This is a genomic window from Azonexus sp., assembly GCF_047638095.1.
In the GTDB taxonomy this organism is placed as follows: domain Bacteria; phylum Pseudomonadota; class Gammaproteobacteria; order Burkholderiales; family Rhodocyclaceae; genus Azonexus.
In genome coordinates this window covers 1-22,892 of record NZ_JBLJBW010000020.1, presented here as the reverse complement: position 1 = coordinate 22,892, position 22,892 = coordinate 1, and the positions used below count along the sequence as shown (strand labels likewise).

Annotated in this window: 17 protein-coding genes and 1 CRISPR repeat array (1 of these 18 running past the window's edge); of the genes, 2 read left to right on the top strand and 15 right to left on the bottom strand. The window is 58.5% G+C overall.

The window, feature by feature from the left end; genetic code table 11:
• Nucleotides 1–2,277: direct repeats of the CRISPR family, unit length 37 nt; unit sequence GTTGTAGCTCCCTCTCTCACCCCGGAAAGCTACAATC; it reaches 975 nt to the left of the window's first position.
• Nucleotides 2,278–2,340: 63 nt separating this feature from the next.
• From cas2 to ACM62Q_RS07090, 4 genes are all read right to left on the bottom strand, one after another.
• Nucleotides 2,341–2,649 (bottom strand): CRISPR-associated endonuclease Cas2, encoded by a 309-nt coding sequence (cas2, locus tag ACM62Q_RS07105; RefSeq protein ID WP_415034993.1) that lies wholly within the window; start codon nt 2,647–2,649, stop codon nt 2,341–2,343.
• A gap of 27 nt (nt 2,650–2,676) precedes the next feature.
• Complete coding sequence (gene cas1 / locus ACM62Q_RS07100) at nt 2,677–3,561, bottom strand: type II CRISPR-associated endonuclease Cas1 (protein WP_415034991.1); 885 nt, start codon at nt 3,559–3,561, stop codon at nt 2,677–2,679.
• A 4-nt stretch (nt 3,562–3,565) separates the two neighbouring features.
• The gene (gene cas9 / locus ACM62Q_RS07095; protein ID WP_415034989.1) at nt 3,566–6,949 is read right to left on the bottom strand and encodes a type II CRISPR RNA-guided endonuclease Cas9; all 3,384 of its coding nucleotides are present in this window, start codon (nt 6,947–6,949) and stop codon (nt 3,566–3,568) included.
• Between the two features lie 282 nt (nt 6,950–7,231).
• Nucleotides 7,232–7,861, bottom strand: a complete 630-nt coding sequence (locus tag ACM62Q_RS07090; protein WP_415034987.1) for an OmpA family protein — start codon at nt 7,859–7,861, stop codon at nt 7,232–7,234.
• Between the two features lie 53 nt (nt 7,862–7,914).
• Here ACM62Q_RS07090 and hemA point away from each other — a divergent pair, with 53 nt between their 5' ends.
• Nucleotides 7,915–9,207 carry a glutamyl-tRNA reductase gene (gene hemA / locus ACM62Q_RS07085; RefSeq protein WP_415034985.1) on the top strand — a complete coding sequence of 431 codons (1,293 nt, stop codon included), beginning with the start codon at nt 7,915–7,917 and terminating at the stop codon, nt 9,205–9,207.
• On the opposite strand, the gene ACM62Q_RS07080 is transcribed toward hemA, so the two are convergent.
• The 3 genes from ACM62Q_RS07080 to ACM62Q_RS07070 form a co-directional block, all read right to left on the bottom strand.
• On the bottom strand, nt 9,179–10,885 hold the full coding sequence (locus ACM62Q_RS07080; protein ID WP_415034983.1) for a diguanylate cyclase: 1,707 nt from the start codon (nt 10,883–10,885) through the stop codon (nt 9,179–9,181). The two genes, hemA and ACM62Q_RS07080, sit on opposite strands and share 29 nt — an antisense overlap.
• An 82-nt stretch (nt 10,886–10,967) precedes the next feature.
• Nucleotides 10,968–12,059: an iron-sulfur cluster carrier protein ApbC gene (gene apbC / locus ACM62Q_RS07075; RefSeq protein WP_415034981.1), complete on the bottom strand. Its 1,092-nt coding sequence runs from the start codon at nt 12,057–12,059 to the stop codon at nt 10,968–10,970.
• 67 nt (nt 12,060–12,126) lie between these two features.
• A complete protein-coding gene (locus ACM62Q_RS07070; protein ID WP_415034979.1) occupies nt 12,127–12,810 on the bottom strand; it encodes a response regulator transcription factor in 684 nt (227 codons plus the stop codon).
• 170 nt (nt 12,811–12,980) lie between these two features.
• On the opposite strand from ACM62Q_RS07070, the gene metG reads away from it, so the two are divergent.
• Nucleotides 12,981–15,062 (top strand): methionine--tRNA ligase, encoded by a 2,082-nt coding sequence (gene metG, locus ACM62Q_RS07065; RefSeq protein ID WP_415034977.1) that lies wholly within the window; start codon nt 12,981–12,983, stop codon nt 15,060–15,062.
• Nucleotides 15,063–15,106: 44 nt separating this feature from the next.
• Here metG and ACM62Q_RS07060 read toward each other — a convergent pair whose 3' ends face one another.
• The 8 genes from ACM62Q_RS07060 to thiL all read right to left on the bottom strand — a co-directional run.
• Nucleotides 15,107–15,709: a chemotaxis protein CheD gene (locus tag ACM62Q_RS07060; RefSeq protein ID WP_415034975.1), complete on the bottom strand. Its 603-nt coding sequence runs from the start codon at nt 15,707–15,709 to the stop codon at nt 15,107–15,109.
• Entirely contained in the window at nt 15,699–16,772 is a 1,074-nt protein-coding gene (locus ACM62Q_RS07055; RefSeq protein ID WP_415034973.1) for a protein-glutamate methylesterase/protein-glutamine glutaminase, read from the bottom strand. Before ACM62Q_RS07055 ends, ACM62Q_RS07060 begins: the two co-directional genes overlap by 11 nt.
• Nucleotides 16,773–16,774: 2 nt before the next feature.
• A complete protein-coding gene (locus ACM62Q_RS07050) occupies nt 16,775–17,587 on the bottom strand; it encodes a CheR family methyltransferase (protein ID WP_415034971.1) in 813 nt (270 codons plus the stop codon).
• Nucleotides 17,588–17,641: 54 nt separating this feature from the next.
• Nucleotides 17,642–19,183 carry a methyl-accepting chemotaxis protein gene (locus ACM62Q_RS07045; RefSeq protein WP_415034969.1) on the bottom strand — a complete coding sequence of 514 codons (1,542 nt, stop codon included), beginning with the start codon at nt 19,181–19,183 and terminating at the stop codon, nt 17,642–17,644.
• Between the two features lie 21 nt (nt 19,184–19,204).
• Nucleotides 19,205–19,756: a chemotaxis protein CheW gene (locus tag ACM62Q_RS07040; protein ID WP_415034967.1), complete on the bottom strand. Its 552-nt coding sequence runs from the start codon at nt 19,754–19,756 to the stop codon at nt 19,205–19,207.
• 18 nt (nt 19,757–19,774) lie between these two features.
• The gene (locus ACM62Q_RS07035; protein ID WP_415034965.1) at nt 19,775–21,403 is read right to left on the bottom strand and encodes a methyl-accepting chemotaxis protein; all 1,629 of its coding nucleotides are present in this window, start codon (nt 21,401–21,403) and stop codon (nt 19,775–19,777) included.
• Between the two features lie 184 nt (nt 21,404–21,587).
• Entirely contained in the window at nt 21,588–22,085 is a 498-nt protein-coding gene (locus ACM62Q_RS07030) for a phosphatidylglycerophosphatase A (protein WP_415034963.1), read from the bottom strand.
• Nucleotides 22,066–22,892, bottom strand: an 827-nt coding sequence (gene thiL, locus ACM62Q_RS07025; protein WP_415034961.1) for a thiamine-phosphate kinase, incomplete at its 5' end; no start/stop codon positions are given. The genes ACM62Q_RS07030 and thiL, both read right to left, overlap by 20 nt.

The following is a 22,892-nucleotide window of genomic DNA, read 5'->3' as shown; positions in this document are numbered from 1 at the left end:
GCTCCAGCCGAGCGATAGATGGATGCGCGGTTGTAGCTCCCTCTCTCACCCCGGAAAGCTACAATCTCTCGCACGAATCCCTCTGCGTCAAAGTTCGTTGTAGCTCCCTCTCTCACCCCGGAAAGCTACAATCCAACATCAAGGCGATTGTTGATGCGATCAAGTTGTAGCTCCCTCTCTCACCCCGGAAAGCTACAATCTAATGGATGAAGCTGGCCGCGTTTGGGCACGTTGTAGCTCCCTCTCTCACCCCGGAAAGCTACAATCATTCGGCGCGCTTGCCCCACAGGGTGGCCTGTTGTAGCTCCCTCTCTCACCCCGGAAAGCTACAATCTCCGTTTGCCGCTGCCATGGCTGCCGTCAAGTTGTAGCTCCCTCTCTCACCCCGGAAAGCTACAATCGTCGCTTCGGCGGGTTCCTGCTTCGCTGGAGTTGTAGCTCCCTCTCTCACCCCGGAAAGCTACAATCCATTTTCCCCCCCTTGAATCAGCAGGCCTTGTTGTAGCTCCCTCTCTCACCCCGGAAAGCTACAATCCAGTCGCCGGGCTGTCGTGGTGGTGAGCCGGTTGTAGCTCCCTCTCTCACCCCGGAAAGCTACAATCCGCGGTGACGATCAATGTCAATGGCGTTACGTTGTAGCTCCCTCTCTCACCCCGGAAAGCTACAATCAACGCCCAACGATTTCCACAATCGCGCCTTGTTGTAGCTCCCTCTCTCACCCCGGAAAGCTACAATCTATTCGCGGGGCTTGGGTGGAATGCTGTAAGTTGTAGCTCCCTCTCTCACCCCGGAAAGCTACAATCCATGGCAGTGGCCATGACCGGGTTCAATTCGTTGTAGCTCCCTCTCTCACCCCGGAAAGCTACAATCTCCTGGAGAAGTCAAGGTCACCATCCTTGCGTTGTAGCTCCCTCTCTCACCCCGGAAAGCTACAATCCCCACAGTCGGAGAACAATGCCTGCTGCTCGTTGTAGCTCCCTCTCTCACCCCGGAAAGCTACAATCAACAGTCGGATCACATCCGCAGTGTGTGACGTTGTAGCTCCCTCTCTCACCCCGGAAAGCTACAATCCTTGCCGGTGCAGGGCTGTCCGCCTAGGACGTTGTAGCTCCCTCTCTCACCCCGGAAAGCTACAATCCCAAACAGCGGCAATGCTGGCCGTGCCTGTGTTGTAGCTCCCTCTCTCACCCCGGAAAGCTACAATCGGAAAAACTGGTGCGACACGCGCTACTGCTGTTGTAGCTCCCTCTCTCACCCCGGAAAGCTACAATCTGGTTTAGGAATAGCGCCTTCGCGGCCGGCGTTGTAGCTCCCTCTCTCACCCCGGAAAGCTACAATCAATACTCGACGCCACCCTTCCATACACTCGGTTGTAGCTCCCTCTCTCACCCCGGAAAGCTACAATCCAGATTGATGTTCACTTGATCCTGGTAGAGGTTGTAGCTCCCTCTCTCACCCCGGAAAGCTACAATCCTAACCCGGAGAAAAACATGATCACGATTTGTTGTAGCTCCCTCTCTCACCCCGGAAAGCTACAATCTTGATGGGGAACTACCCCCCAACCTCATCGGTTGTAGCTCCCTCTCTCACCCCGGAAAGCTACAATCTTTCTTGGTCACGTTGTCCTTCTCTGTTGTGTTGTAGCTCCCTCTCTCACCCCGGAAAGCTACAATCGTCTGCGGTCGGTCATAGGATGCTCCGAGAGTTGTAGCTCCCTCTCTCACCCCGGAAAGCTACAATCGCTGCGTCTGCGCAGTCGAATTTGAACCATGTTGTAGCTCCCTCTCTCACCCCGGAAAGCTACAATCTCATTCCAGCCTCTTCGGCACGCATGTCCCGTTGTAGCTCCCTCTCTCACCCCGGAAAGCTACAATCTCGATGGGGCGTTTCCCGCTCCGGCGGACTGTTGTAGCTCCCTCTCTCACCCCGGAAAGCTACAATCCATGCCCGCCTGCTCGATCTCAAGGGCAAAGTTGTAGCTCCCTCTCTCACCCCGGAAAGCTACAATCCTGGCCCTAGTGACGCCATCCTTGGTAACGGTTGTAGCTCCCTCTCTCACCCCGGAAAGCTACAATCCCCAGCGGAGAGGACGGCCATGCGTGACCAGTTGTAGCTCCCTCTCTCACCCCGGAAAGCTACAATCCCTCGCGGATGGCCGGGTTGCGCGTGATCCGTTGTAGCTCCCTCTCTCACCCCGGAAAGCTACAATCGCATTGAAAAGCAGATCGAGCAGGCCGAGCGTTGTAGCTCCCTCTCTCACCCCGGAAAGCTACAATCTGACGAAGCTAAATTTCCCGCCCAGCCTAGCTGGGCGGGAAATTTTTTTGTGCAAATCTGGGGTTAAAACAGCAACATCTGGCTCGCCGGAACCTTTTTTTCCTGAAAAAGCGGCATGCCAACCAGCAGTTGTATTCCTGCAAATTGTTTTTCTGTGATGGTCATGCAGCGGATGGATCCGGCAGGCGGGAGGCTATCGATCAGGCGTTTGAGATGTTTTTCGCGGTCATCGTTGCCGTTCAACAACCGGGCATAGACGGACCATTGGATCATGTCGTAGCCGTCATTGAGCAGGAAACGGCGAAACTGGACGTAGGCGCGTTTTTCGGTCTTGGTGACCATGGGCAGATCGAAGAAGACGATGAGTCGCATGAAGCGTCGTGTCTCCAATCCCATGCTTCAACATTCCAGCCGGTGGGCCTGCAAGCCGATCAAAGCCGGAAGCTCGAGCTCGCTGTTGCCTTGTTCGAATAGCCGGACAAGGCTCTCGGCGGCGTACTCGATGGCGGATAGTGCGGACATCTTGCCTTGCGGCATGCCGACATCGACGTTGAGCAAGGCAACCAGTTCTGCCTTGTCCTGCGGGCTGAGATCGCCTTCGGTGAACGCCGGGTTTTTGGCGACCTGCAGGTCGACCAAGGGGCGGAAGGGTTCGATCAGGTCGTCGGCCAGATTGAAGGCGTTTTGTTCGCTGGCGTGAAAGAGGCCGATCGGCGGGTGCATGCCGTGGGCGACCAGTCCTCGGGCGATGGCGCCGCGCAACACGGCATAGCCGTAATCAAGCGCGGCATTGACCCAGCGTTCTTCGGCGCGATAAAAGCCTTGGCCGAAAAGTTGGGTGAAATAGAAGGCGGCGGCCTGACCTTCGAGGTTTTCCGTGTCGCCCGAACGCACGCGCCGGGCGTAGGAATCCATACGGCCAACACCGTTTTTTGCGCAAAAACGAAGAACAGCAGTCTGGTTTTCGATCTTGCGTCGAACGATGTTGGCCCACGCTTGTTTGGCCAGGGGGCGGGGAAGGTCCATCTGTTTGCGCATCAGGCGCGTGGTGCGCGAATGGGCGAGAAACGGCAGGAAAACGCCATTGGGCTGGTGGTTGTCGCCGGTGGCGTAGAGGCCGATGCCGTAATCGGCACAGGCGGAGAGGACCGGGTGGGTGAGCTGGATTTCGCGATGGTTGAGGACGATGATAGCGATGTCCTCGAAGGGGACGAACGCCGTCTGCTCCTGCTCGATGGCCAGGGAGAAATGCTCCCGGCGCAGCTTGGCCGGCCGGGAGATCATCACGCTACGCCAGCCCACGACGTTTCTCCGGCGGGGCGGGGTAGATATTGCCGAGGGTGTCGACGTGGAATTTTTGGATTAGTTTTGCGCTCGCGACGGATTTCCGGAAATAGTCTTTGTCCGGCTTGGGTTGGTCGTGGGCACGAAGAGTTAGACGGCCGTCGCTTTCGTACATGACAAAGTACCCTTGATAGGTGACATCCCCGAGCGTAACGGCTACTAAATCATTCTTGGTCAGAGAGAACAGAAACTCTGCACTGCCAGGGATAGAGCCAGGTGCGATTCGAGCAGAATTGTGGGCCATGTAGGCAGGTTCGATCAGAATCCGCTTTCCATCGCGAAACACGTCAACGTGCAGCATGTCGCCAAGCTCAGCGACACCTCCGCGAACTTTCATACCCCCCTTTTGAGTTGAAATTAGTTTGACGGTTTTGACCTGTGGCCCGTCGCCGCCGCGGGAAGGTTTGAAAATAGGCTCGGCAAAGGCGCGTTTTGCATCGTCGTTGAATTCGATCAAGCGTTTTTGCAGCAGATCGATTAGCGAGGCGTTTCGAGGATCGCCAGCGCCTACGATGTTTGAAAGCGAAGCCAGCTTGAGTTTTTGAAGCGAGACTCTTACGTGGCTTTGGTTATTCGCAATTCGCTTGGATGAGCGAATGGTTTCCTCGTGAATAGCTCCACTGCCTCGACGCTGTACTGCGCGGGAAACGAACAAGGGTTTGAGGGCCGCGAGCTCTTCCTCGCTGTAACTGCCCAGGCGTACCATTTCTTCGCGTAGCAATTCCGGCGAATCGATCTTCAGACGGGCTTCGAGTTCGTGCCGGAAGTAAGGCCACGGATCGGGGAAATGCTCGCGTAATTGCTGATACATGGCCGGATTGACGATTTCGCCGGTTTCGATATTGACGAAGCCATCGCGGACCTGCTCCAGTTCGCGAGTGCTCGAGTAATTGGACAGGCGCTGCACCATGCTGTGACTGCAGGCCGCAACAACGGCCGCATCGAGTGCATGGTGACGGTCGCTGTCGGAACGCACCTTGAGCAGCCCCCAGCGGGCGCGCAGGAAGTTAGTCAGTTGGCCGCTGACAACGACACAGCGCTTGGCCTCACTGCTGTCAGCGAGTTTCAGATGCTGCTCGACGTAGTTCTTGAAAAAGCGGCAGATATAGCGGGTGTCGTTCAGGTTGCGCGCGCGGAATTCCTCAGCTTCCTTGGTGCCGAAATCCTTGCGCAGCAGGCGGGTGCGTTTGGCCAGCCGATAGGCCTTGTTCGCTTCGACAAAGGCGACATAGCGCTGCCAGCGTTCGCTGTTTTCGGCACCGCCCAGATATTCGTAAGGCGTGCGATTGCCCTTGTCGCGATTTTCGCGAGTCAGGACTAGCACTTTGTTGTTCTTGCTGTCGTCGAAACTGCGCGAATAGGGCAAGGCGTGGTCGATTTCAGTGGAGCCGTCGAGGAAAATTTCGGCAACATTGCCCGACGGTGCCAGCGGTTTCTGCGAGTAAACGCATTGTCCGTTCTGCTCCCGGTACAGGCGCCACTTTTCAAACTCTGAGCCTTTGGGGGGATGACCGAATAATTCGATGAATTGTTCCTTATCGCGCTGATTTCTGGCTTGAAATTCCAGTTGCTCTTTCTGGATATCTTGCCGCCCTTCGATGAACTTACCTTGCGAGTTCCAATGTCCTTTTAGTGGCTTAGTGAGATCGCGGGCCATTTCGATGTGCACTGCAGTCGGCGAGCCGTAGCGGCGGATGATGGCATTGAGCACCTTGCGCGCCTGATTCAGTGAGCGCAGGACAACCGGGTTGCGCGGGATGTCAGTATCTTCCGCAAAACGCATGCGCCCGTCCTTATCGCGTCCGGCGTAGAGTGACGGCAGATACTTGTGTTCACCTTCGCCGACCTTGTGCAATTGGCTGTGGTGATAACCTGCTTCAACACAAGCCTCGTCATAGCGCAGCCCCTTTTCCATGTACGGGACGATGGCGCGCAGGGCTTTCAGCGACAGGGCGTGGAATTTGTCAAAACGGATATTGAGCAGGGCTTCAATGAGCGCATCGCGGTTGGGGAGCGCCAGCTTGGCGAGTTCGGCGCGGACTTCATCGTCGTCCTTATAGACACTGAGTACCCAGGCAATTTGGTCGAAGATTTCCGCTTGACCGCAGAGCGCATCGCCCGAGAGCTTTGTCCATTCGTCATCGAGGCTGGCCTTGATCAGCGTTTGGCGCAGTTCCTGCCAGGCGGGGATTTTGACCAGCGCGGCAGATTCCGGGTCTTTCGCCTTGCCTTCCGCCTGTTGTGTTCCAGTGGGGTAGGCAAGACCGGCGAATTTGAAGCTGCCCGTTTGCAGCAACCCGGCTTTGGTCAGCGCCGTGCCGAGTTGCTTGTAGGTCAGATCACTGGCTTGCTGGTAAGGCAAGGGCAGGCAGAGTTGGCGTTCCTGTTCGTTCAGTTGGCGGGTAACGCCATCGGTGACGATGCGCAGATTGTTCAGGCGGGTCAGCCAGACGTGGCGTTCGGCGGTGAAGCTGGCTTTCGGGGCGCGGTATTCGCCCTTCTCCAGGGTGCAGGTGCCGAGCATCTTGAGCAGGCCGGCACCGGCGAGGGCTGGTTTTTGCTGCCAGAACAATCCGCTCTTTTTGTCGCCGCTGCCGAGAATGGCGGCCTCCAGCGTCTTTGATGCGTACGGGTTGCCGAATTCCCGTTGCTTCTCGAACAACAGCATCAGTTCTTTGGCAAGCAGTTCCCGCGAAAGCGCTTTGGTGTATTCGCCTTGCTTGTTTCGCGCTGCGCTCGTTGGGATCGGATTTCCCTGTTTGTCTGTCTTGATCAAACCGCTACTGTCGAGTTGCGGTTTTACGAATTCATTGACGACCATTTCGGCGGCGCTGCGATAGCCTTTTTCCGCCATCCGCTTGGCTGTACCAGCCAAGCCCTGTTTGACCTTTCCACCTTCGCTCTTGCTATCGCCTTCGGCCTGCTTGGCTTCAGCGCGGCTGATCCAGTGAAAGCCCCGATGTTTGCAGAGGTGATAGATGACGCGCGCCCATTCCTCGTCGTTCAGGCGGCGGTCTAGGCCGTCGACACGCAATTGCCAGAGCGGATGGGTGAAAGTGCGCTCAGGCTGGAACGCCTTGCTATCGTCGACCAACCCCTCGCTTTTCAACAGACGGACCAGTTTTTTCAAACGCCATGCTCGCCGGAACAAACGTCGGCGCATCAGGCGCGCACTGCGCCGGGCAAGATTCAGCGATTCGCCCTCCTTCGCCGTTTCAGCCTTGTCGAAGGCGCGTACACCCAAGTCGATGATACGGGTTTCGCCAAGAACGCACCAACCAACCGATGCGATGCCAATGTCCAAGCCTATGGTGTATGTCGCGCTCATGATTTGCAGTTTGTGATTCAAAGTGCGTAGAATAACGCCATGTAGCTTTCCGGGGTGAGAGCCGTTGCTACAATAAGGTGTCCCTTTAGGGACGACCGAACCAGGCCCGGCAGGGAAACCTGCCGGGCCTTCTTCATTTCCGCTGTCAAAACCCTTCAACACCCCAGGCAAGCGGCTCATAGGCACGCACAAAAGGCGTGCATCCGGCAAACGCCCGGAAAAAACGAAGGCCCCTTGCGGGGCCTTGATCGAACACAACAGGCGACAAACGAATCTTTTCGCTCAGTCTTCCTTTTCATAAACGATGTCAGCGCGGCGGTTTTCTGCCCAGGCTTCTTCGTTACGCCCCAGTAATTTCGGCTTGGCCTTGCCCCAGCTCTTGACGCTGATTTGCGCGGCCTGCACGCCATGCCCAAGCAGGGTGGCGCGGACGTTTTGCGCTCGCTGCAAACCCAAACGTTGGTTGTATGCGGGGCTGCCGCGTTCATCGGCATGGCCTTCGACGCGCACGCGGCTTTGCGGGTGGCGCGCCAGATATTGGCCATGCGCTGCCAGCACGCTGGCGTAGTCGGCTTTAATCTCGGCCCGGTTCAAATCGAAATAAACGCTGCGCTGGGCGCGCAAACCCTGCTCGTCCATGCGCATCGACGAGGTTTCTGCCGGGGCCGGCACGGGGGCCGCTGCAGCAGTCTGCAATTCTGCCGGTACGGGCTGCCCCAGCAAGCCCGGATGGACGCGTAAGGCACCTTCCTGGGCGATTTGGCGAATCCGCGACGGATCATCTTGCGTTGCACAAGCACTCAACAAGACCGCCAGAGAAAAAACAAGAAGAGAACGCATGATCGGGGCAAACAAAACGAAAGTGCCGATTATAACGGCCCCGCCCGCGCTGCGCTCACCTCCTTTAGTCATGGGGTGGCAATGCTATAATCGCGCTCCGCGTTTCATTACAAATCTGGTCTTCTGTGCTTTTTACCCTCGGCATCAATCATCACTCTGCCCCGCTTGCCATTCGTGAGCGTGTCGCTTTCGGTGCCGACAAATTGCAGCACGCGCTGGCGGCCCTGGCGGCGACGCAAGGCGTGGGCGAAGCGGCCATTTTATCGACCTGTAACCGCACCGAAATCTACTGTGCTGCCGAAACGCCGGATGCCATCATCGACTGGCTGGGGCGTTACCACCAGATCAGCCAGGAAGAGCTCGCGCCCTACCTCTATGTGCACGACCAGCCGGCGGCGATTCGCCATGCGTTTCGGGTGGCTTGCGGCCTGGATTCCATGGTCATTGGCGAGCCGCAAATTCTCGGACAGGTCAAGGACGCCATACGCGCTGCCGAAGAAACCGGCACCTTGGGCAGTCGCCTGCACAAACTTTTCCAGCGCGCTTTTTCCGTCGCCAAAGAAGTGCGCAGCACCACCGCCATTGGTGCCAATATCGTTTCCATGGCCGCGGCCGGCGTGCATCTGGCCGAGCGTATTTTTGATTCGGTGGCAGAACAGCGCATTTTGTTCATCGGGGCCGGTGAAATGATCGAACTCTGCGCCGCCCACTTTTGCGCCCAGCAGCCGCGCCAAGTCACCATTGCCAACCGCACCATCGAACGTGGCAGCGAGTTGGCCAAGCGTTTTGGCGGCACCGCGATTCGTCTGGACCAACTGCCGGAGCACCTGCCGGAGCACGACATCATCGTTTCCTGCACGGCCAGCCCCTTGCCCATCATCGGCCTGGGCATGGTCGAGCGCGCCATCAAAGCGCGCCGGCATCGCCCGATGTTCATCGTCGATCTCGCGGTGCCGCGCGATGTCGAACAAGAGGCGGGCGAGCTCGACGACGTGTTTCTCTACACCGTCGACGATCTCGCGCAGATCGTCGAAAGCGGCGTCGAATCGCGCCAGGCGGCGGTGGTCGAAGCCGAGGGCATCATCGGCCACCGGGTGCACGAATTCCTCGGCTGGCTACAAGCGCGCGACACCGTCCCCGTCATCCGTGCCCTGCGCGATGCCGCCGAGCGCAGCCGGCAGCTGGAAGTGGAACGGGCGTTAAAACTTCTGGCGCGCGGGGCCGACCCGGAAGACGTCATCACGCAGCTATCGCTACGTCTGAGCAACAAACTCTTGCACGCGCCGAGCAGCACCTTGAATTCGGCTGACGGCAGCGAGCGGGCGTTTTTACAGGCCGGGGCCGAACGCTTGTTTCACCTGCACGAACCCAGCGCAGCCGGCCTGAATTTCAAGCGGCGCAATTCGTCGCCGCGGTAGTTTCGGCGTCGATTTCATCGTCGATTTCGGCATCTGACAGCGCATCGAAAGCCTGCATGGCAGCGGCACCGCCATAAAACACCACCCGATTACGCCCGCTGCGCTTGGCTTCGAGCAGGGCCTCGTCTGCCGCCGCAATCAAAGCGCCCCCGGTTTCCTGCCCCGTCCACTGGGCAAGGCCACAGCTGAAACTTGCGGTCAGCAGGCCGCCCGCGTGGCTATGCGGCAGGCGGGAAAAATCCTCGCGCACCTGGTCGAGCAAACGCATGGCTTGCGCCGGCCTCACCCCGGGCAAAGCAACGATGAATTCCTCGCCGCCATAGCGCCCGATCAAGTCACTGCTGCGCAAACGCCCGCGCAAGAGCCAGCCCAGACTGCGAATGACCTGATCGCCGACGGGGTGACCGTAGTTGTCGTTGATCGACTTGAAGCGGTCGATATCGAGCATGGCCACGGTCAATAAACCGCTCTGCGCCGCATCGAGCGCCAAGCGTTCAACCTGGATTTTTGACGCCAAGTGATTGAGCAGCCCGGTCAGGCTATCGTGCTGGCTGGCGTGCAGCATCTCCCGATAACGCTCGATCTTGGTTTTGACGACCGAAGCCAGAATGATGGGGTTGGCCGGCTTGGTGAGAAATTGGTCACCCCCCAGACGCAAGGCTTCCACCTGCTGCGCAATATCGGTTTCACTGGACAGATAAATTACCGGCAGTGCCCGATATTCCGGCAGCTGACGCAGCGCACTGGTGGCTTCCACGCCGGTGCAAAACGGCATGTACATGTCCATCAAAATAGCGTCTGGGCGATATTGCGCGGCCGCTTCGAGCAGCTGGCGCGGGTCGTTGATCGCCTGGCTTTCAATGGCGTGCTGCGTCAAGGCGCGGCGCACGTGCGCGGTGGCGGTCGCCGAATCCTCCACGATCAACACCCGGTAAGCGTCTTGCTCCTGGCGACCAATCAGATCGAGCACATGCGAAATCAAGGCGCAGCCGCTACCACCCACCGTTAAGCAAGTATCCGCCCCCGCCCGCTGCAGCAAAATGATGCTCTGCAGATTTACCGGCGCACCCAGGCAATAAATATAGGTTGCGGGAAAAGCGCTGCGCATCTGGACGATGCTTTGAATCGCCGCCGGCGGATAGGCCCGCCCCTCAAGTTCCGGAATGAATACCGCGGCCAGGGGGGCTTCGCCGACGATAGAAAAATCACTGCCCCAGGGGCGTAAATCGGCTTGAAAACCAAAAAATTCAAGGCGTTGCGCCAAGGCCTGGGCGCGACTGCAGGTCTCCTGGGCGATTAGCAACAAACGCCGGCGACCGCGCACTTTCGGCGGCAAACCCGGACGGCTGTCGCTGCTGCGCCCACCTTGCCCCGGCGGCGCATCCTGCAAGCGCAAACCCTCGAGAATGGGGGATAACTTGCGCTCGATCGCCAGTGCCTGATCGAGCGGCACCGGATGCATTTCCGGCTCGACAAACAGCGTTAGCGCAGCGTTTTCAAGTTCCTGACACTGACGCACCAAACCCGGCAGATGCCGCCGATGTAATTGCTCCGCCAAACCATTGAGCAAAACAACAAATTCGACGAACAAATCAAAATCGCCGCGCGCACGATACTGCATCCAGCCTTGTTCCAAGGCTTCGGTCAGTTTATGTATCGATTTTATTGCGTCAGTCATGGCACATGCGAGGTGATTAGCCCGGGATTATGGGCGTATCACCTACGCAGTGCAATGCAAATTTGCTATTTTTGCGCCTTTATCAGGCGTTTTGCACCACGATATTGGGAAATTTTGCCGTCATGTCTTTTGCTTTTTCCGCCACCTTCACCGCCACGCGACGGGCAATGGCGCGGTAAATTTCCGCCGCTTTTGAATCCGGCGCGCCGACCACGGTGGGTTTGCCGCCGTCGGCCATTTCGCGGATGCTCATTTCCAGCGGCAGAGCACCGAGAAATTCCACACCGTAATCGGCACACATCTTTTCGCCGCCGCCTGCCCCAAACACATGTTCGGTATGGCCGCAATTCGAACAGACGTGAATGCTCATGTTTTCCACCAGACCAAGAATCGGCACATTCACTTTTTCAAACATTTTCAAACCCTTACGCGCATCGATCAGGGCAATGTCTTGCGGCGTGGTGACGATCACCGCGCCGGTGACCGGCACTTTCTGGGCCAGCGAAAGCTGCGTATCGCCCGTGCCCGGCGGCATGTCGACGATGAGGTAATCCACTTCTTTCCAGCGCGTCTGCTGCAACATTTGATCCAGCGCCTGGACGACCATGGGGCCGCGCCAAATCATCGGCGTTTCGACATCGACCATAAAGCCGATCGACATCGCCTGCACGCCATAGGCCAGCAGGGGCTCCATGCTTTCTCCGTCGCGCGACTCCGGTTGCTGCCCGGCAAGCCCGAGCATCTGCGGTTGCGAAGGGCCGTAAATATCGGCATCGAGCATGCCCACCGTCGCGCCTTCCTGCGCCAGGGCGAGCGCCAGATTGACCGCCGTCGTACTCTTGCCCACCCCCCCTTTGCCGGAAGCAACGGCAATCACGTTTTTCACGCCGGGCAAGAGCTTGACGCCCAACTGCACCGCGTGCGCGATGACTTTGCTATAGACATTGGCGGAAATATTGCCCACTCCGGGCAGGGTTTTGACTGCCGCAATCACCTGCTTGCGGATCAAGTCGATCTGACTTTTGGCGGGATAACCCAGCTCGATGTCAAAGGCCACGTCGCTGCCATCGATACGCACATTTTTTAGTGCCTTGCCGGCGACGTAGCTCTTTCCGGTGTTGGGATCGATCGCCTCATTCAGGGCGTGCGTGATGTCTTGTGCAACGAGGCTCATGGTTTACTCCAGCGAAAAGATGAGGGAAATACCCGACTAATTTCGTAGAGTATACCGCAAAGCCCGTTTAACGGCTTACCGCATCCAGGCGATAACCCTGGCCATAAACCGACATCAGCATGAGGCCGCTTTCGCCCGCCAGGCCAAGCTTTTTACGCAAACGGCTGGCGTGGGTATCGACCGTGCGCGTATCGACCGCGGCCTCGCGCACCCAGACCGAAGACAGCAATTCGTCACGCCCCAGCACGCGGCCGATGTTATTGAGCAAGACCACCGCCAGATCGAATTCGCGCTGGGTCAGCTCGATTTCCTGACCGTTGAGCGAAATGCGCCGTCCATCCACGTCCAGCTCGATACTGCCAAAACGCAGCAAAGACGGTGTTCTGCCCTTGACGCGGCGCAGCAGCACATTGACCCGGGCGAGAAATTCCATATAGCGCACAGGTTTGGGAATGTAATCATCTGCGCCCTGGCGCAGGATGTCGGAAGCAAAATCTTCTTCCGTGCGTGCCGTGCACACCACAATCGGCACCGCCCAGCCACAATGTTCACGAATCTTGCCTACGAGCACGTCGCCGCTGATGTCAGGCAAGGCCCAATCGATCACATAAAAGTCGAAACGCTGGCTCGGCAAGGCAGACAAAAAGCTCTCGCCGTCGGCAAACACTTCGACTTGATAGCCTTCGCTTTTCAGCAAGGCGCGTAGAACCTCGGCCTGGCTGCGGCTATCTTCGACGACAGCAAAAATCATACATCCTCCCAAAGAACATCAATTTTTACTCATAAACCCCTATTCTGCCAAGCGATAAATAACTGATTTCACAATCTTTAACCTTGCTTCACAGTATCGAACAAAGCCTTAACGCCAGTAAGCGCGGTAAAATCGACGATTCGTCCGTCCATTAGAGCCTTCTTCCGCCCATGTCGCGCAAAATTCTCGTTACCTCCGCCCTGCCTTATGCCAACGGTGCCATCCACCTCGGGCATCTGGTGGAATACATCCAGACCGACATCTGGGTGCGTTTCCAGAAAATGTCTGGCCATACCTGCTGGTATGTCTGCGCCGACGACACGCACGGCACGCCGATCATGCTGCGCGCGGAAAAAGAAGGCTGCACCCCGGAAGAGCTGATTGCCCGCGTGCACGCCGAACATACCCGTGACTTTGCCGGGTTTTTGGTCGGCTTCGACAACTACCACACCACCCACTCCCCGGAAACCCGGCACTACGCAGAAACCATTTACCAGCGCCTGAAAGCCGCCGGCCTGATCGAGGTGCGCAGCATTGAGCAGTATTACGATCCGCAAAAGCAAATGTTCCTGCCGGACCGTTTCATCAAAGGCGAATGCCCCAAGTGTCACGCCAAAGACCAGTACGGCGACAACTGCGAAGCCTGTGGCGCGGCCTACGCGCCGACCGAGTTGATCGAGCCCTACTCCGCCGTCTCCGGTGCCAAGCCGGAGTTGCGTCACTCCGACCACTACTTTTTCAAACTTTCTGACCCGCGCTGCGAAAACTTTTTACGCCAATACACCGCCAGCGGCGTGTTGCAGGCAGAAGCCGCCAACAAAATGCAGGAATGGCTGGGCGAACCCGGCGAAAACAAGCTGTCCGACTGGGATATTTCGCGCGATGCGCCTTATTTCGGTTTTGAAATTCCCGATGCACCAGGCAAGTATTTTTACGTCTGGCTCGATGCCCCGATCGGTTACATGGGCGCTTTCCAGAATTTGTGTACGCAAAAAGCTCTGGATTTCAACGAGTTTTTTGCCAAAGACTCCAAAACCGAGCTTTACCACTTCATCGGCAAGGACATTCTCTATTTCCACGCCCTGTTCTGGCCGGCGGAACTGGAACACGCCGGTTACCGCACGCCGAGCAAAATTTTCGCGCACGGCTTCCTGACGGTGGACGGGGCCAAAATGTCCAAGTCGCGCGGCACCTTCATCACCGCCGAAAGCTATCTTGCCGGCGGCCTCAACCCGGAATGGCTGCGCTACTACTTTGCCGCCAAACTCTCCAGCACCATGGAAGACATCGATCTCAATTTTGAGGACTTCGTGGCGCGGGTCAATGCCGATCTGGTCGGCAAATACGTCAACATCGCCAGCCGCGCTGCCGGTTTCATCGAAAAACGCTTTGCCGGCAAACTCACCGCCGCCGATGCCAGCCTGCCCGCCCTGCGCGCCATTCACGCCGCCGCCCCGCGCATTGCCGAACTCTATGAAGCGCGCGAATTCAGCAAGGCCATCCGCGAAATCATGGCGCTGACCGATGGCGCGAACCAGTATGTCGACAGCGTCAAACCCTGGGAACTGGCCAAGCAGGAAGGCAAGGAAAGCGAGCTGCACGCCGCCTGCAGCAATGCGCTCAACCTGTTCCGCCTGCTCAGCGTCCTGCTCAAACCGGTGCTGCCGGGCCTGGCGGCGCAGGTCGAAACCTTCATGAACCTGCCGCCGCTGACCTGGGCCGACAGCGCCACGCTGCTGCCCGACGGCCACGCCATCAACCCCTACCGCCACCTGCTGACCCGCGTCGATCCCAAGCTGATCGATGCGCTGGTCGAGGCCAACAAAACTTCGCTTGCCCCCACCGAGAACAAAACCGTGACGAATAACGCCAGCCCCGCCAAAGAAAACGCCAAAAACGCCAGCGCCGACAGCGCGCTATGCAGCATCGACGATTTCATGAAAGTCGACTTGCGCATCGCCCGCATCGCCAATGCCGAGCAGGTCGAGGGTGCAGAAAAATTGATCCGCCTGACGCTAGACATTGGCGAAGAAAACCCACGTCAGGTTTTTGCCGGCATCAAATCGGCCTACGATCCGGCGCAGCTGGTCGGGCGGCTCACCGTCATGGCCGCCAATCTGGCCCCGCGCAAAATGAAATTTGGCCTATCCGAAGGCATGGTCCTGGCCGCCTCCGACAGCTCCGGCAGCACCCCGGGCATCTACCTCCTCAGCCCGGACAGCGGCGCACAGCCTGGCATGCGGGTGAAGTAAGCGAAAACGGCGTCCACAACCGCGTAGGCAAAGGACGCCGCTTTTCAGAAGAGTTCGATTTTCTTGCCCTGGCTAGGCGCGGCAAGGGGGCGGGTCAGGGTTTGTGCGTACTTGTTTTCTGCCTGCAACATCGCTTGCGCATCGCTGCGATTGATCGGATTGCGCCGACAAAACACATCGCCAGAAACTGGATCGACGATCACCTTGCGCGACCAGGCACCGCCAAAATCGGAGGCCAGCAAGGGTATGCTTTCGCGCGCCAGCCACTCCCGCGCAAATGCCGCATTGCGATCACCAATCGCCATATTGATCGAGCTGACGATATTGCCGCCGCCAAAGGCTTTGGCCACCAGGCGGCCGGCTTGCGCGCCCTGTGCATACATGGCGTTACGCAGCACCTCCATGGCGTAATCGCCGCTCAGCACCACGTCGTCGTCGGTATTTTTTTTGCTCGCCCGACTGGGCAATAAAAAATGGTTCATCCCGGCCAGGCGCAATTTGGGATCGATCAAACACACCGCCACGCAAGACCCCAGCAAGGTGGCAATCGGGCGCTGCCCCTGCACCGACCAGCCGCCCGGATTGATATTGAGCGCCAAGCGTTCCAACTCTTTCGGATTGGCTGGCGCAGACAGATCAACGGCCATAAGCAATGATTTCTTCCGGAATGCGCGACAAGGGCAGCACTTTTTCCGCAGCCCCCATCTCGATCGCCACCTTGGGCATGCCGAAAACGACACAGGTCGATTCATCTTCGGCCACGGTGGCCGCGCCCGCCGTGCGCATTTCCTTCAAACCGCGCGCGCCATCGTCGCCCATGCCGGTCATGATGACGCCCAGGGCGTTACGCCCGGCCACCTGTGCCACCGAGCGAAACAGCACATCGACCGACGGTTTGTGCCGGTTCACCAGCGGCCCATCGATCACCGAAACGTAATACTGCGCGCCGCTGCGCTTCAAAACCATATGCCGCCCGCCCGGTGCGATCAGGGCGCGGCCCGGCATCACGCGGTCACCTTCTTTGGCCTCGCGCACCTCCAAGGCGCACAAGCCATTCAGGCGCTCGGCAAAGAGCGCCGTAAATTTTTCTGGCATATGCTGCACGATGACGATACCCGAACAGGTGGCCGGCAGGCGGGTGAGCACGGCTTCGAGTGCCTGTGTTCCGCCGGTCGAAGTCCCCAAGGCAATCACCTTATCCGTGGTGCTGTGCATGGCCGTGCCGCTCGCCGGGGGCAAGACCGCATCGGTGGACAACTTCGGGCGCAGTGCCGCGCCAGGGGCGGCGGCAGTTTGTATGCGGCGCACATTGGCTCGCGCGGCAGCGCGCACGGCACTGACGATATCTTCGCCGCTGTCTTGCAAAAACTGCTTCACCCCCATCTTGGGTTTGGTGATGATGGACAAAGCGCCCGCGGCCAGTGCCTCCATCGTCGTTGCCGCACCTTTTTCGGCCAGCGAGGAACAAATCACCGTCGGCGTCGGGCGCTCCGCCATGATCTTTTTCAAGAAAGTGATGCCGTCCATGCGCGGCATTTCAATATCGGTGACGATCACATCCGGCCACTCGCGCTGCATTTTATCAAGTGCGTACAGCGGGTCGGCACAGGCCGCGATGACTTCGATATCCGGAGCTTTTTCCAGTGTTTCCCGATTCACCTGGCGCACGACCGCCGAATCATCGACCACAATGACTTTGATTTTTTTCATGCTTATGCTGGCAACTGATAAATCGTGGGTTTCACCACGCGCACCTGCTCATTGATGCCGTTCAAGCTTTCCGAATGGCCAACGATCAGATAGCCGCCTGGGCGCAGTTTTTCCACCAAACGGGCAACGACCTGGCGCTTGGTGTCGTTATCGAAATAAATCATCACGTTACGTAAAAATATCACGTGGAATTTCCCCAGATCGGGCAAGGCCGTGTTCAGATTGACCTGCTGAAAGCGCGTGTGGCGACGTAATTCCGGCGCGATGAGAAAACTGCCTTCCTGGTTGCGAACGCCTTTCAGACAGTACTTTTTCAGGTAGGCCGGCGGCAGGCCGCGCACCCTGTCCAGCCAGTATTGCCCACGGCGTGCTGTTTCCAGCACCCGCGTACTGAGATCGGAGCCCAAAATACTCCATGCCCCGTTAGCCCCCAATTCATCCGCCAGAACCATGCACAGTGTATAAATTTCCTCACCGGTCGACGAAGCGGCACTCCAAACATCCAGCGACTGCCCTTTGGGATGCCCCGGCACGATCACCTGACGCAAAAAATTGAAATGCGCTTCCTCGCGGAAAAAATAGGTTTCATTGGTCGTCAGCAAATCAATCATGGTCTGGCGCTCGAGCGCATCCTGACCACTGGCAACGTACTGGTAATACTCACCAAAACTCGTCAAATCCAAGGCGCGCAAGCGTTTGCCCAGGCGCCCCATGAGCAGCACTTTTTTGCTGTCGGCCAGACTGATGCCTGCCACCTTGTAAATAAAACGCTGAAACTGGGCGAATTCCGCGTCGCTGATTTTTAGTTCATACATGGTGCGGATTTCGGGTCAGTGCGGGCATAGGCAGAAGGCAGAAGGCAGAAAAATTCAGCGTGCAAGTTTGAAAAACGACATCAAATCTTGCAGTTGATTGACCTGACCATTCATTTCCTCCGCCGTCGCCGCCAGTTCTTCCGAAGCCGAGGCATTTTGCTGCGTGGCCTGATTGACCTGGCTCATCGCACTGTTGATCTGCCCCACGCCTACCGATTGTTCGTTGGACGAGGCAGCGATTTCTTCGACCAGATCGGAAGTTTTGCGAATGTTCGGCACCATTTCGCCCAGCAAAGCCCCCGCTTTTTCGGCACGCTGCACCGAAGAAGAAGCCAGCGCGCCGATTTCTTGCGCCGCCACTTGACTGCGCTCGGCAAGCTTACGCACCTCTGCCGCCACCACCGCAAACCCCTTGCCGGCATCACCGGCCCGCGCCGCTTCGATGGCAGCATTCAAGGCCAGCAAATTGGTCTGGTAGGCAATATCATCGACGATGCCGATTTTGTCGGCGATCTGGTGCATGGCATCGACGGTTTGCGCCACGGCCGTACCGCCTTCGGCCGCCTCCTGCGCGGCCTGGCTGGCCATGCCATTGGTCAGTTTGGCGTTTTCGGTGTTTTGTGCAATGGAGGCGGTCATCTCTTCGATGCTGGCGGTGGTTTCTTCCACCGAAGCTGCCTGCTCGCTAGCGGACTGCGACAAGGATTGCGCCGTCGCCGACACCTGCGTTGCGGCATTGCCGATTTCATTGCTGGTGTTATTGACGTCGGTGATGATGCCGCCGAGTTTTTCGATCATGCCCTGCATCGCCCCCTGCAACTCGGCCAGCTCATCGCGCCCTTGCGGCACACAGCTCACCGTCAGATCGCCTTCGGCCAGGGCGTGCGCCACCTGCACCGACTCCCCCAAGGGGCGGGTGATCGAGCGCACGATGGCAAAACCGAAAAGCGCCGCGACGAACACCGCAAAAGCCCCTGCACCAATGATCCAGTTGCGCGCCACTGCGGCACTTTGCGCCGCCGCCACATTGAGCGCCTGCGCGGCGCTTTCAAGTTCTGCAGCCAAATCGGTAGACGCTTTGTTGAAGGCGTTTTGGCGCGGGTTGAGATCTTGCAAGAGATGCACGTTGGTTTGTCGGTAATCGCCTTGCGTCAGGCTTGCCAGGGTGGGTTTCAGGCCGGCATCGAGCAGCGCCTTGCGCGCCTCGGTCAGCGCGGCGACCAATGCCGCTTCGCGCTCGGAACGCTCAACCGCACGCGTGCTGAAGCTTTGCCAGAGTTTTTCGCCTTCCTGCACCCGTTGATTGATGGCGTCGGCGTGCAGATTGACCGGATGATCATGCATTTCCAGATAGGGGCTATCCGGGGCATGCTGCAAGGCGAGCAGAATCTGCGTGCGAATTTCTGCATAGTGATTCGTCAGGCTTGCCAACTCGCTCTTGGGCTGTGTATTTTCCTGGAAAGTCTTCTCATTTTGCCCAACCAGCGCACTCAAATTGGACAAACCGATCAGCGCAATCGCCGCCATCAAGACAATGACGATCAAGAGCAGCAGAGTCAGACGGGGAGCAATACGAAAATTCTGTAACGCGCGCATAAAAGCCTCACTCAAGCAGGTTTAGTGGTGTGGAACTTCTGAACTACCCTGGCTCATATCAGAAAGCAGAGCCATTTCATCGACCGAGAGCACTTTCTGAATTTCTAAAATAATGACGAACTTGCCCGTCACCTTACCCATGCCAGCAATGAAGTCGGCACGGATTTTGGCCCCGAAGGCGGGCGGCGGCTCAATTTCGGAGGCCTGGATTTCCAGCACTTCGGACACGGCATCGACCATGATGCCGATATCGTGCTTGGCCTCGTCCTGCTCGACTTCGACGATGACAATGCAGGTGCGCCGCTGCACCGTGCTGGTCTGGCCGCTGAAACGCGCCGACAGATCGACCACCGGCACCACCGCGCCGCGCAGATTGATGACGCCGCGAATGAAGGCCGGCATCATGGGAATCTCAGTCAAATTACCGTACTCGATGATTTCCTTGACGTTGAGAATACCGACGGCAAACATCTCGCCGCCCAGATTGAAGGTCAGATATTGATGCGTGTCGCCACCGCCGGTGTTACGCCGGGCGGCAAGCTGATCGGCCGAGGCCGTTACCAGTTGATTCATCTTGCTCTCTCCCTTGCTTTAGAAACGCTCAAAATCCTGTTCATCGAGCGCCGGCGTGGCCTGGAAACTGCGTGCAGCGGGGCGGCTCGCCGTTTTGGCGGCTTTGGCCGGCGCTTTCGCCGTCGGCGCAGCACGCCGGGGGCGCGCGCTGTCATTGAGGCGGAAGAAACTCATCAATTCCGACAACTGCGCCGCCTGCCCACCCATTTCTTCGGCGGTCGCAGCCAGTTCCTCAGAGGCCGAAGCATTTTGCTGCGTCGCCTGATTGAGTTGCCCCATGGCACCATTGATCTGGCCCACGCCCTGGCTTTGTTCATTACTGGCTGCGGCAATCTCTTGCACCAGGTCGGAGGTTTTGCGAATCGAAGGCACCATTTCATCCAACAAAACACCGGCTTTTTCGGCCAGTTTCACGGAGGAAGACGCCACTTGGCCGATTTCCTGCGCCGCCACCTGGCTGCGTTCGGCAAGCTTGCGCACTTCCGCCGCCACCACCGCAAAGCCCTTGCCATGCTCACCGGCACGCGCTGCTTCGATGGCTGCGTTCAAGGCGAGCAGATTGGTCTGATAAGCAATGTCGTCGATGATGCCGATCTTGTCGGCAATCTGTTTCATCGCATCGACTGTTTCGCGCACCGCGCCGCCGCCCTCTTCTGCCTGCTGCGCGGCGGAAGTCGCCATACCGTCGGTGACGCGGGCGTTTTCGGTGTTCTGCGAGATGTTGGCGGTCATCTGTTCGATGCTGGCCGTGGTTTCTTCCACCGAGGCGGCCTGCTCGCTGGAGGATTGCGACAAGGATTGCGCCGTCGCCGAGACCTGGCCGGCAGCATCATTGAGGGCGCTGGAAGCGACGTTCACCTCGCTGATGATCTGCGTCAGCTTGCCGATCATGGCCTGGAAGGAAGCCATCAACTGGCCGATCTCATCGCGGCTCTCGACCGCCACATGCACGGTCAGATCACCTTCTGACAAGGCATTGGCCGCCGCCGCTGCCGCCGCCACCGGGCGCGTGATGCTGCGGGTCACCCACCAGGCAAACAATATGGCCAGCAACACGGAAGCGCCTGCCAGCCAGAGTGTCAACAAAATGGCGCTGCGCGCATCTTCGCCGGCTTTTTTGCCGTCCGCCTTCATGACATCTGCCTGGAAAACGATCAGTTCGCGGATCGCTGCAATGTATTCGATTTGCGATTGACGCAGCCCTTCCTGCATCAACACCACGATTTCATCGCGCCGGTCTTCTTCCAGAAGGGCCAAAAACTTGCGCATATTGTCCACGTAAGGGGCACGCGCGGCGTTGATGCGCGCCAGGATGGCTTTACCTTTCTCGGAGCGGATGGTCGCCGTCAGTTTTTCCAGATTCTCGCTCATGATCTTGCTCTGCTCAGGCAAGAGGGCCAACTGCTTTTGCCGCTCTTCGCCGCTGAAAATGTAAGCATTGCGCAGCAGGCGGCCATTGACGTCGAGCGCGGCGATCATGGCATTGGCGCTCTCTGTTTTGGGGAAACGGTCGTTGACGACGATATCGATTTCATGGTCCAGGGAACTCAGACGCATCACCGCCACCGCCGAAATAATGGCCAGCAAAGCCAGCACCAGGGCAAAGCCAATCGCCAAGCGCAGGCCGATCTTCAGATTTTTGAACATTCCCAACCCCTTGAAAGGAAATTCGACGCCTGAGCAAAATGGCAAAATCATCGCCCTACCCGGCCTCTTTGCAAAAAATAAAGCTTATCGGTGATTATGCCTGCCCAGCGCGGCTTTTAGTAGTGCGGCACACGCTGTTTTTCAAGGGCGCGCACGCCGACCGAATCGCGGCATAAGCGCCGCTCTAGCGCCATAACTGAAGCAGCAGCGCCAGACAAAAGAGGGTATAGCCCGCCGCTACCAGGTCGTCGGCCATGACGCCAAAGCCGTTTTTGACGTGGGTATCGAAATAGCGCGCCGGCTGCGGTTTGGTGATGTCGAACAGGCGAAACAAGACAAACGCCGCCAGCTGCCAGGCAAAACCCGGCGGCGCGAGCAAAAGCACCAGCCAGAAAGGGACGATTTCATCCCAGACGATGCTGCCGTGGTCCGGATCGCCGAGGGCGCGGCCCGCACGGTCAATAAACCAGATGCCTGCCAGATAGGCGGCGGCGAACAAAAAGAGCAGCGCCGTTTCTGAGAACAGGGGACGAAAAAGCCCAAAACTCGCCCAAGCGAACAGCGTGCCGAAGGTGCCTGGTGCCCAGGGCACCAGGCCGCTGCCGCAGCCGCAGGCAAAAAAATGCGCCGGGTGGGCAAACAAAAAACGCAGGCTGGGCGTTTTAGGCGGCGAAGTGTTCATAACCTTGGCGTGCAAATTCGACGATCTGCCCTTCCGGGTCGAGCACGCACACCGCGCTACCAACATCGGCCGCGCCTTCTGCCGCCGACATGCTGCCGATGCACCATAGGGGCAATTCGAGCTGCGCCGCGATTTCCGCCACGCGGTTATGCGCAGCGAGCGGCGCGGTAAAGAGCAATTCGTAATCGTCGCCGCCGGTGAGCTGGCATTCCAGCGCCAGACGGCGCAGGTCGGCATCGTAGTGTGCACCGCGCCCGGCCAGGTCGCCCAGAGCAGGCAGTTGCACCAGCTGCAGGGTCGCCGTCAGGCCTGACGCGCGGGCGATGTGGGCGAGATCGGCGAGCAGGCCATCGGAAATATCGATCGCCGCGTGCGCCACGCCGCGCAAGGCGGCCCCCAGCGCCAGGCGCGGCTGGGGCTTTTCCAGCGCCGCCAGACACAGGCGCGGCCAAGGTTCCGGCAGCTTGATCCGGCCCTGGAGATGCGCCAGGCCCAAAGCCGCCAGGCCGGGGCGGCCGGACACCCAGATTTCGTCTCCCGCCTGCGCGCCGCTGCGGCGCAGGGCTTGCCCCGGCTCGATTTCCCCGAGCGCGGTGAGGCACAGATTGAGCGGCCCGGCAGTGGTATCACCGCCCACCAATTCCACGCCATAGGTTTGTGCGCAGGCAAAAAAACCCTGGGCAAATGCGGCCAGCCAGGTTTCATCGACGACCGGCAAGGCCCCGGCCAACGTCACCCAGCGCGCCGTCGCGCCCATCGCGGCGAGGTCGGACAGATTCACGGCCAGGGTTTTCCAGCCCAGGCGCT

What these genes read in the sequence shown, in the direction of transcription:
- cas2 (WP_415034993.1), bottom strand. Translation starts at nt 2,649, where the DNA reads ATGCGACTCATCGTCTTCTTCGATCTGCCCATGGTCACCAAGACCGAA.
- cas1 (WP_415034991.1), bottom strand. Translation starts at nt 3,561, where the DNA reads ATGATCTCCCGGCCGGCCAAGCTGCGCCGGGAGCATTTCTCCCTGGCC.
- cas9 (WP_415034989.1), bottom strand. Translation starts at nt 6,949, where the DNA reads ATGAGCGCGACATACACCATAGGCTTGGACATTGGCATCGCATCGGTT.
- ACM62Q_RS07090 (WP_415034987.1), bottom strand. Translation starts at nt 7,861, where the DNA reads ATGACTAAAGGAGGTGAGCGCAGCGCGGGCGGGGCCGTTATAATCGGC.
- ACM62Q_RS07080 (WP_415034983.1), bottom strand. Translation starts at nt 10,885, where the DNA reads ATGACTGACGCAATAAAATCGATACATAAACTGACCGAAGCCTTGGAA.
- apbC (WP_415034981.1), bottom strand. Translation starts at nt 12,059, where the DNA reads ATGAGCCTCGTTGCACAAGACATCACGCACGCCCTGAATGAGGCGATC.
- ACM62Q_RS07070 (WP_415034979.1), bottom strand. Translation starts at nt 12,810, where the DNA reads ATGATTTTTGCTGTCGTCGAAGATAGCCGCAGCCAGGCCGAGGTTCTA.
- metG (WP_415034977.1), top strand. Translation starts at nt 12,981, where the DNA reads ATGTCGCGCAAAATTCTCGTTACCTCCGCCCTGCCTTATGCCAACGGT.
- ACM62Q_RS07060 (WP_415034975.1), bottom strand. Translation starts at nt 15,709, where the DNA reads ATGGCCGTTGATCTGTCTGCGCCAGCCAATCCGAAAGAGTTGGAACGC.
- ACM62Q_RS07055 (WP_415034973.1), bottom strand. Translation starts at nt 16,772, where the DNA reads ATGAAAAAAATCAAAGTCATTGTGGTCGATGATTCGGCGGTCGTGCGC.
- ACM62Q_RS07050 (WP_415034971.1), bottom strand. Translation starts at nt 17,587, where the DNA reads ATGTATGAACTAAAAATCAGCGACGCGGAATTCGCCCAGTTTCAGCGT.
- ACM62Q_RS07045 (WP_415034969.1), bottom strand. Translation starts at nt 19,183, where the DNA reads ATGCGCGCGTTACAGAATTTTCGTATTGCTCCCCGTCTGACTCTGCTG.
- ACM62Q_RS07040 (WP_415034967.1), bottom strand. Translation starts at nt 19,756, where the DNA reads ATGAATCAACTGGTAACGGCCTCGGCCGATCAGCTTGCCGCCCGGCGT.
- ACM62Q_RS07035 (WP_415034965.1), bottom strand. Translation starts at nt 21,403, where the DNA reads ATGTTCAAAAATCTGAAGATCGGCCTGCGCTTGGCGATTGGCTTTGCC.
- ACM62Q_RS07030 (WP_415034963.1), bottom strand. Translation starts at nt 22,085, where the DNA reads ATGAACACTTCGCCGCCTAAAACGCCCAGCCTGCGTTTTTTGTTTGCC.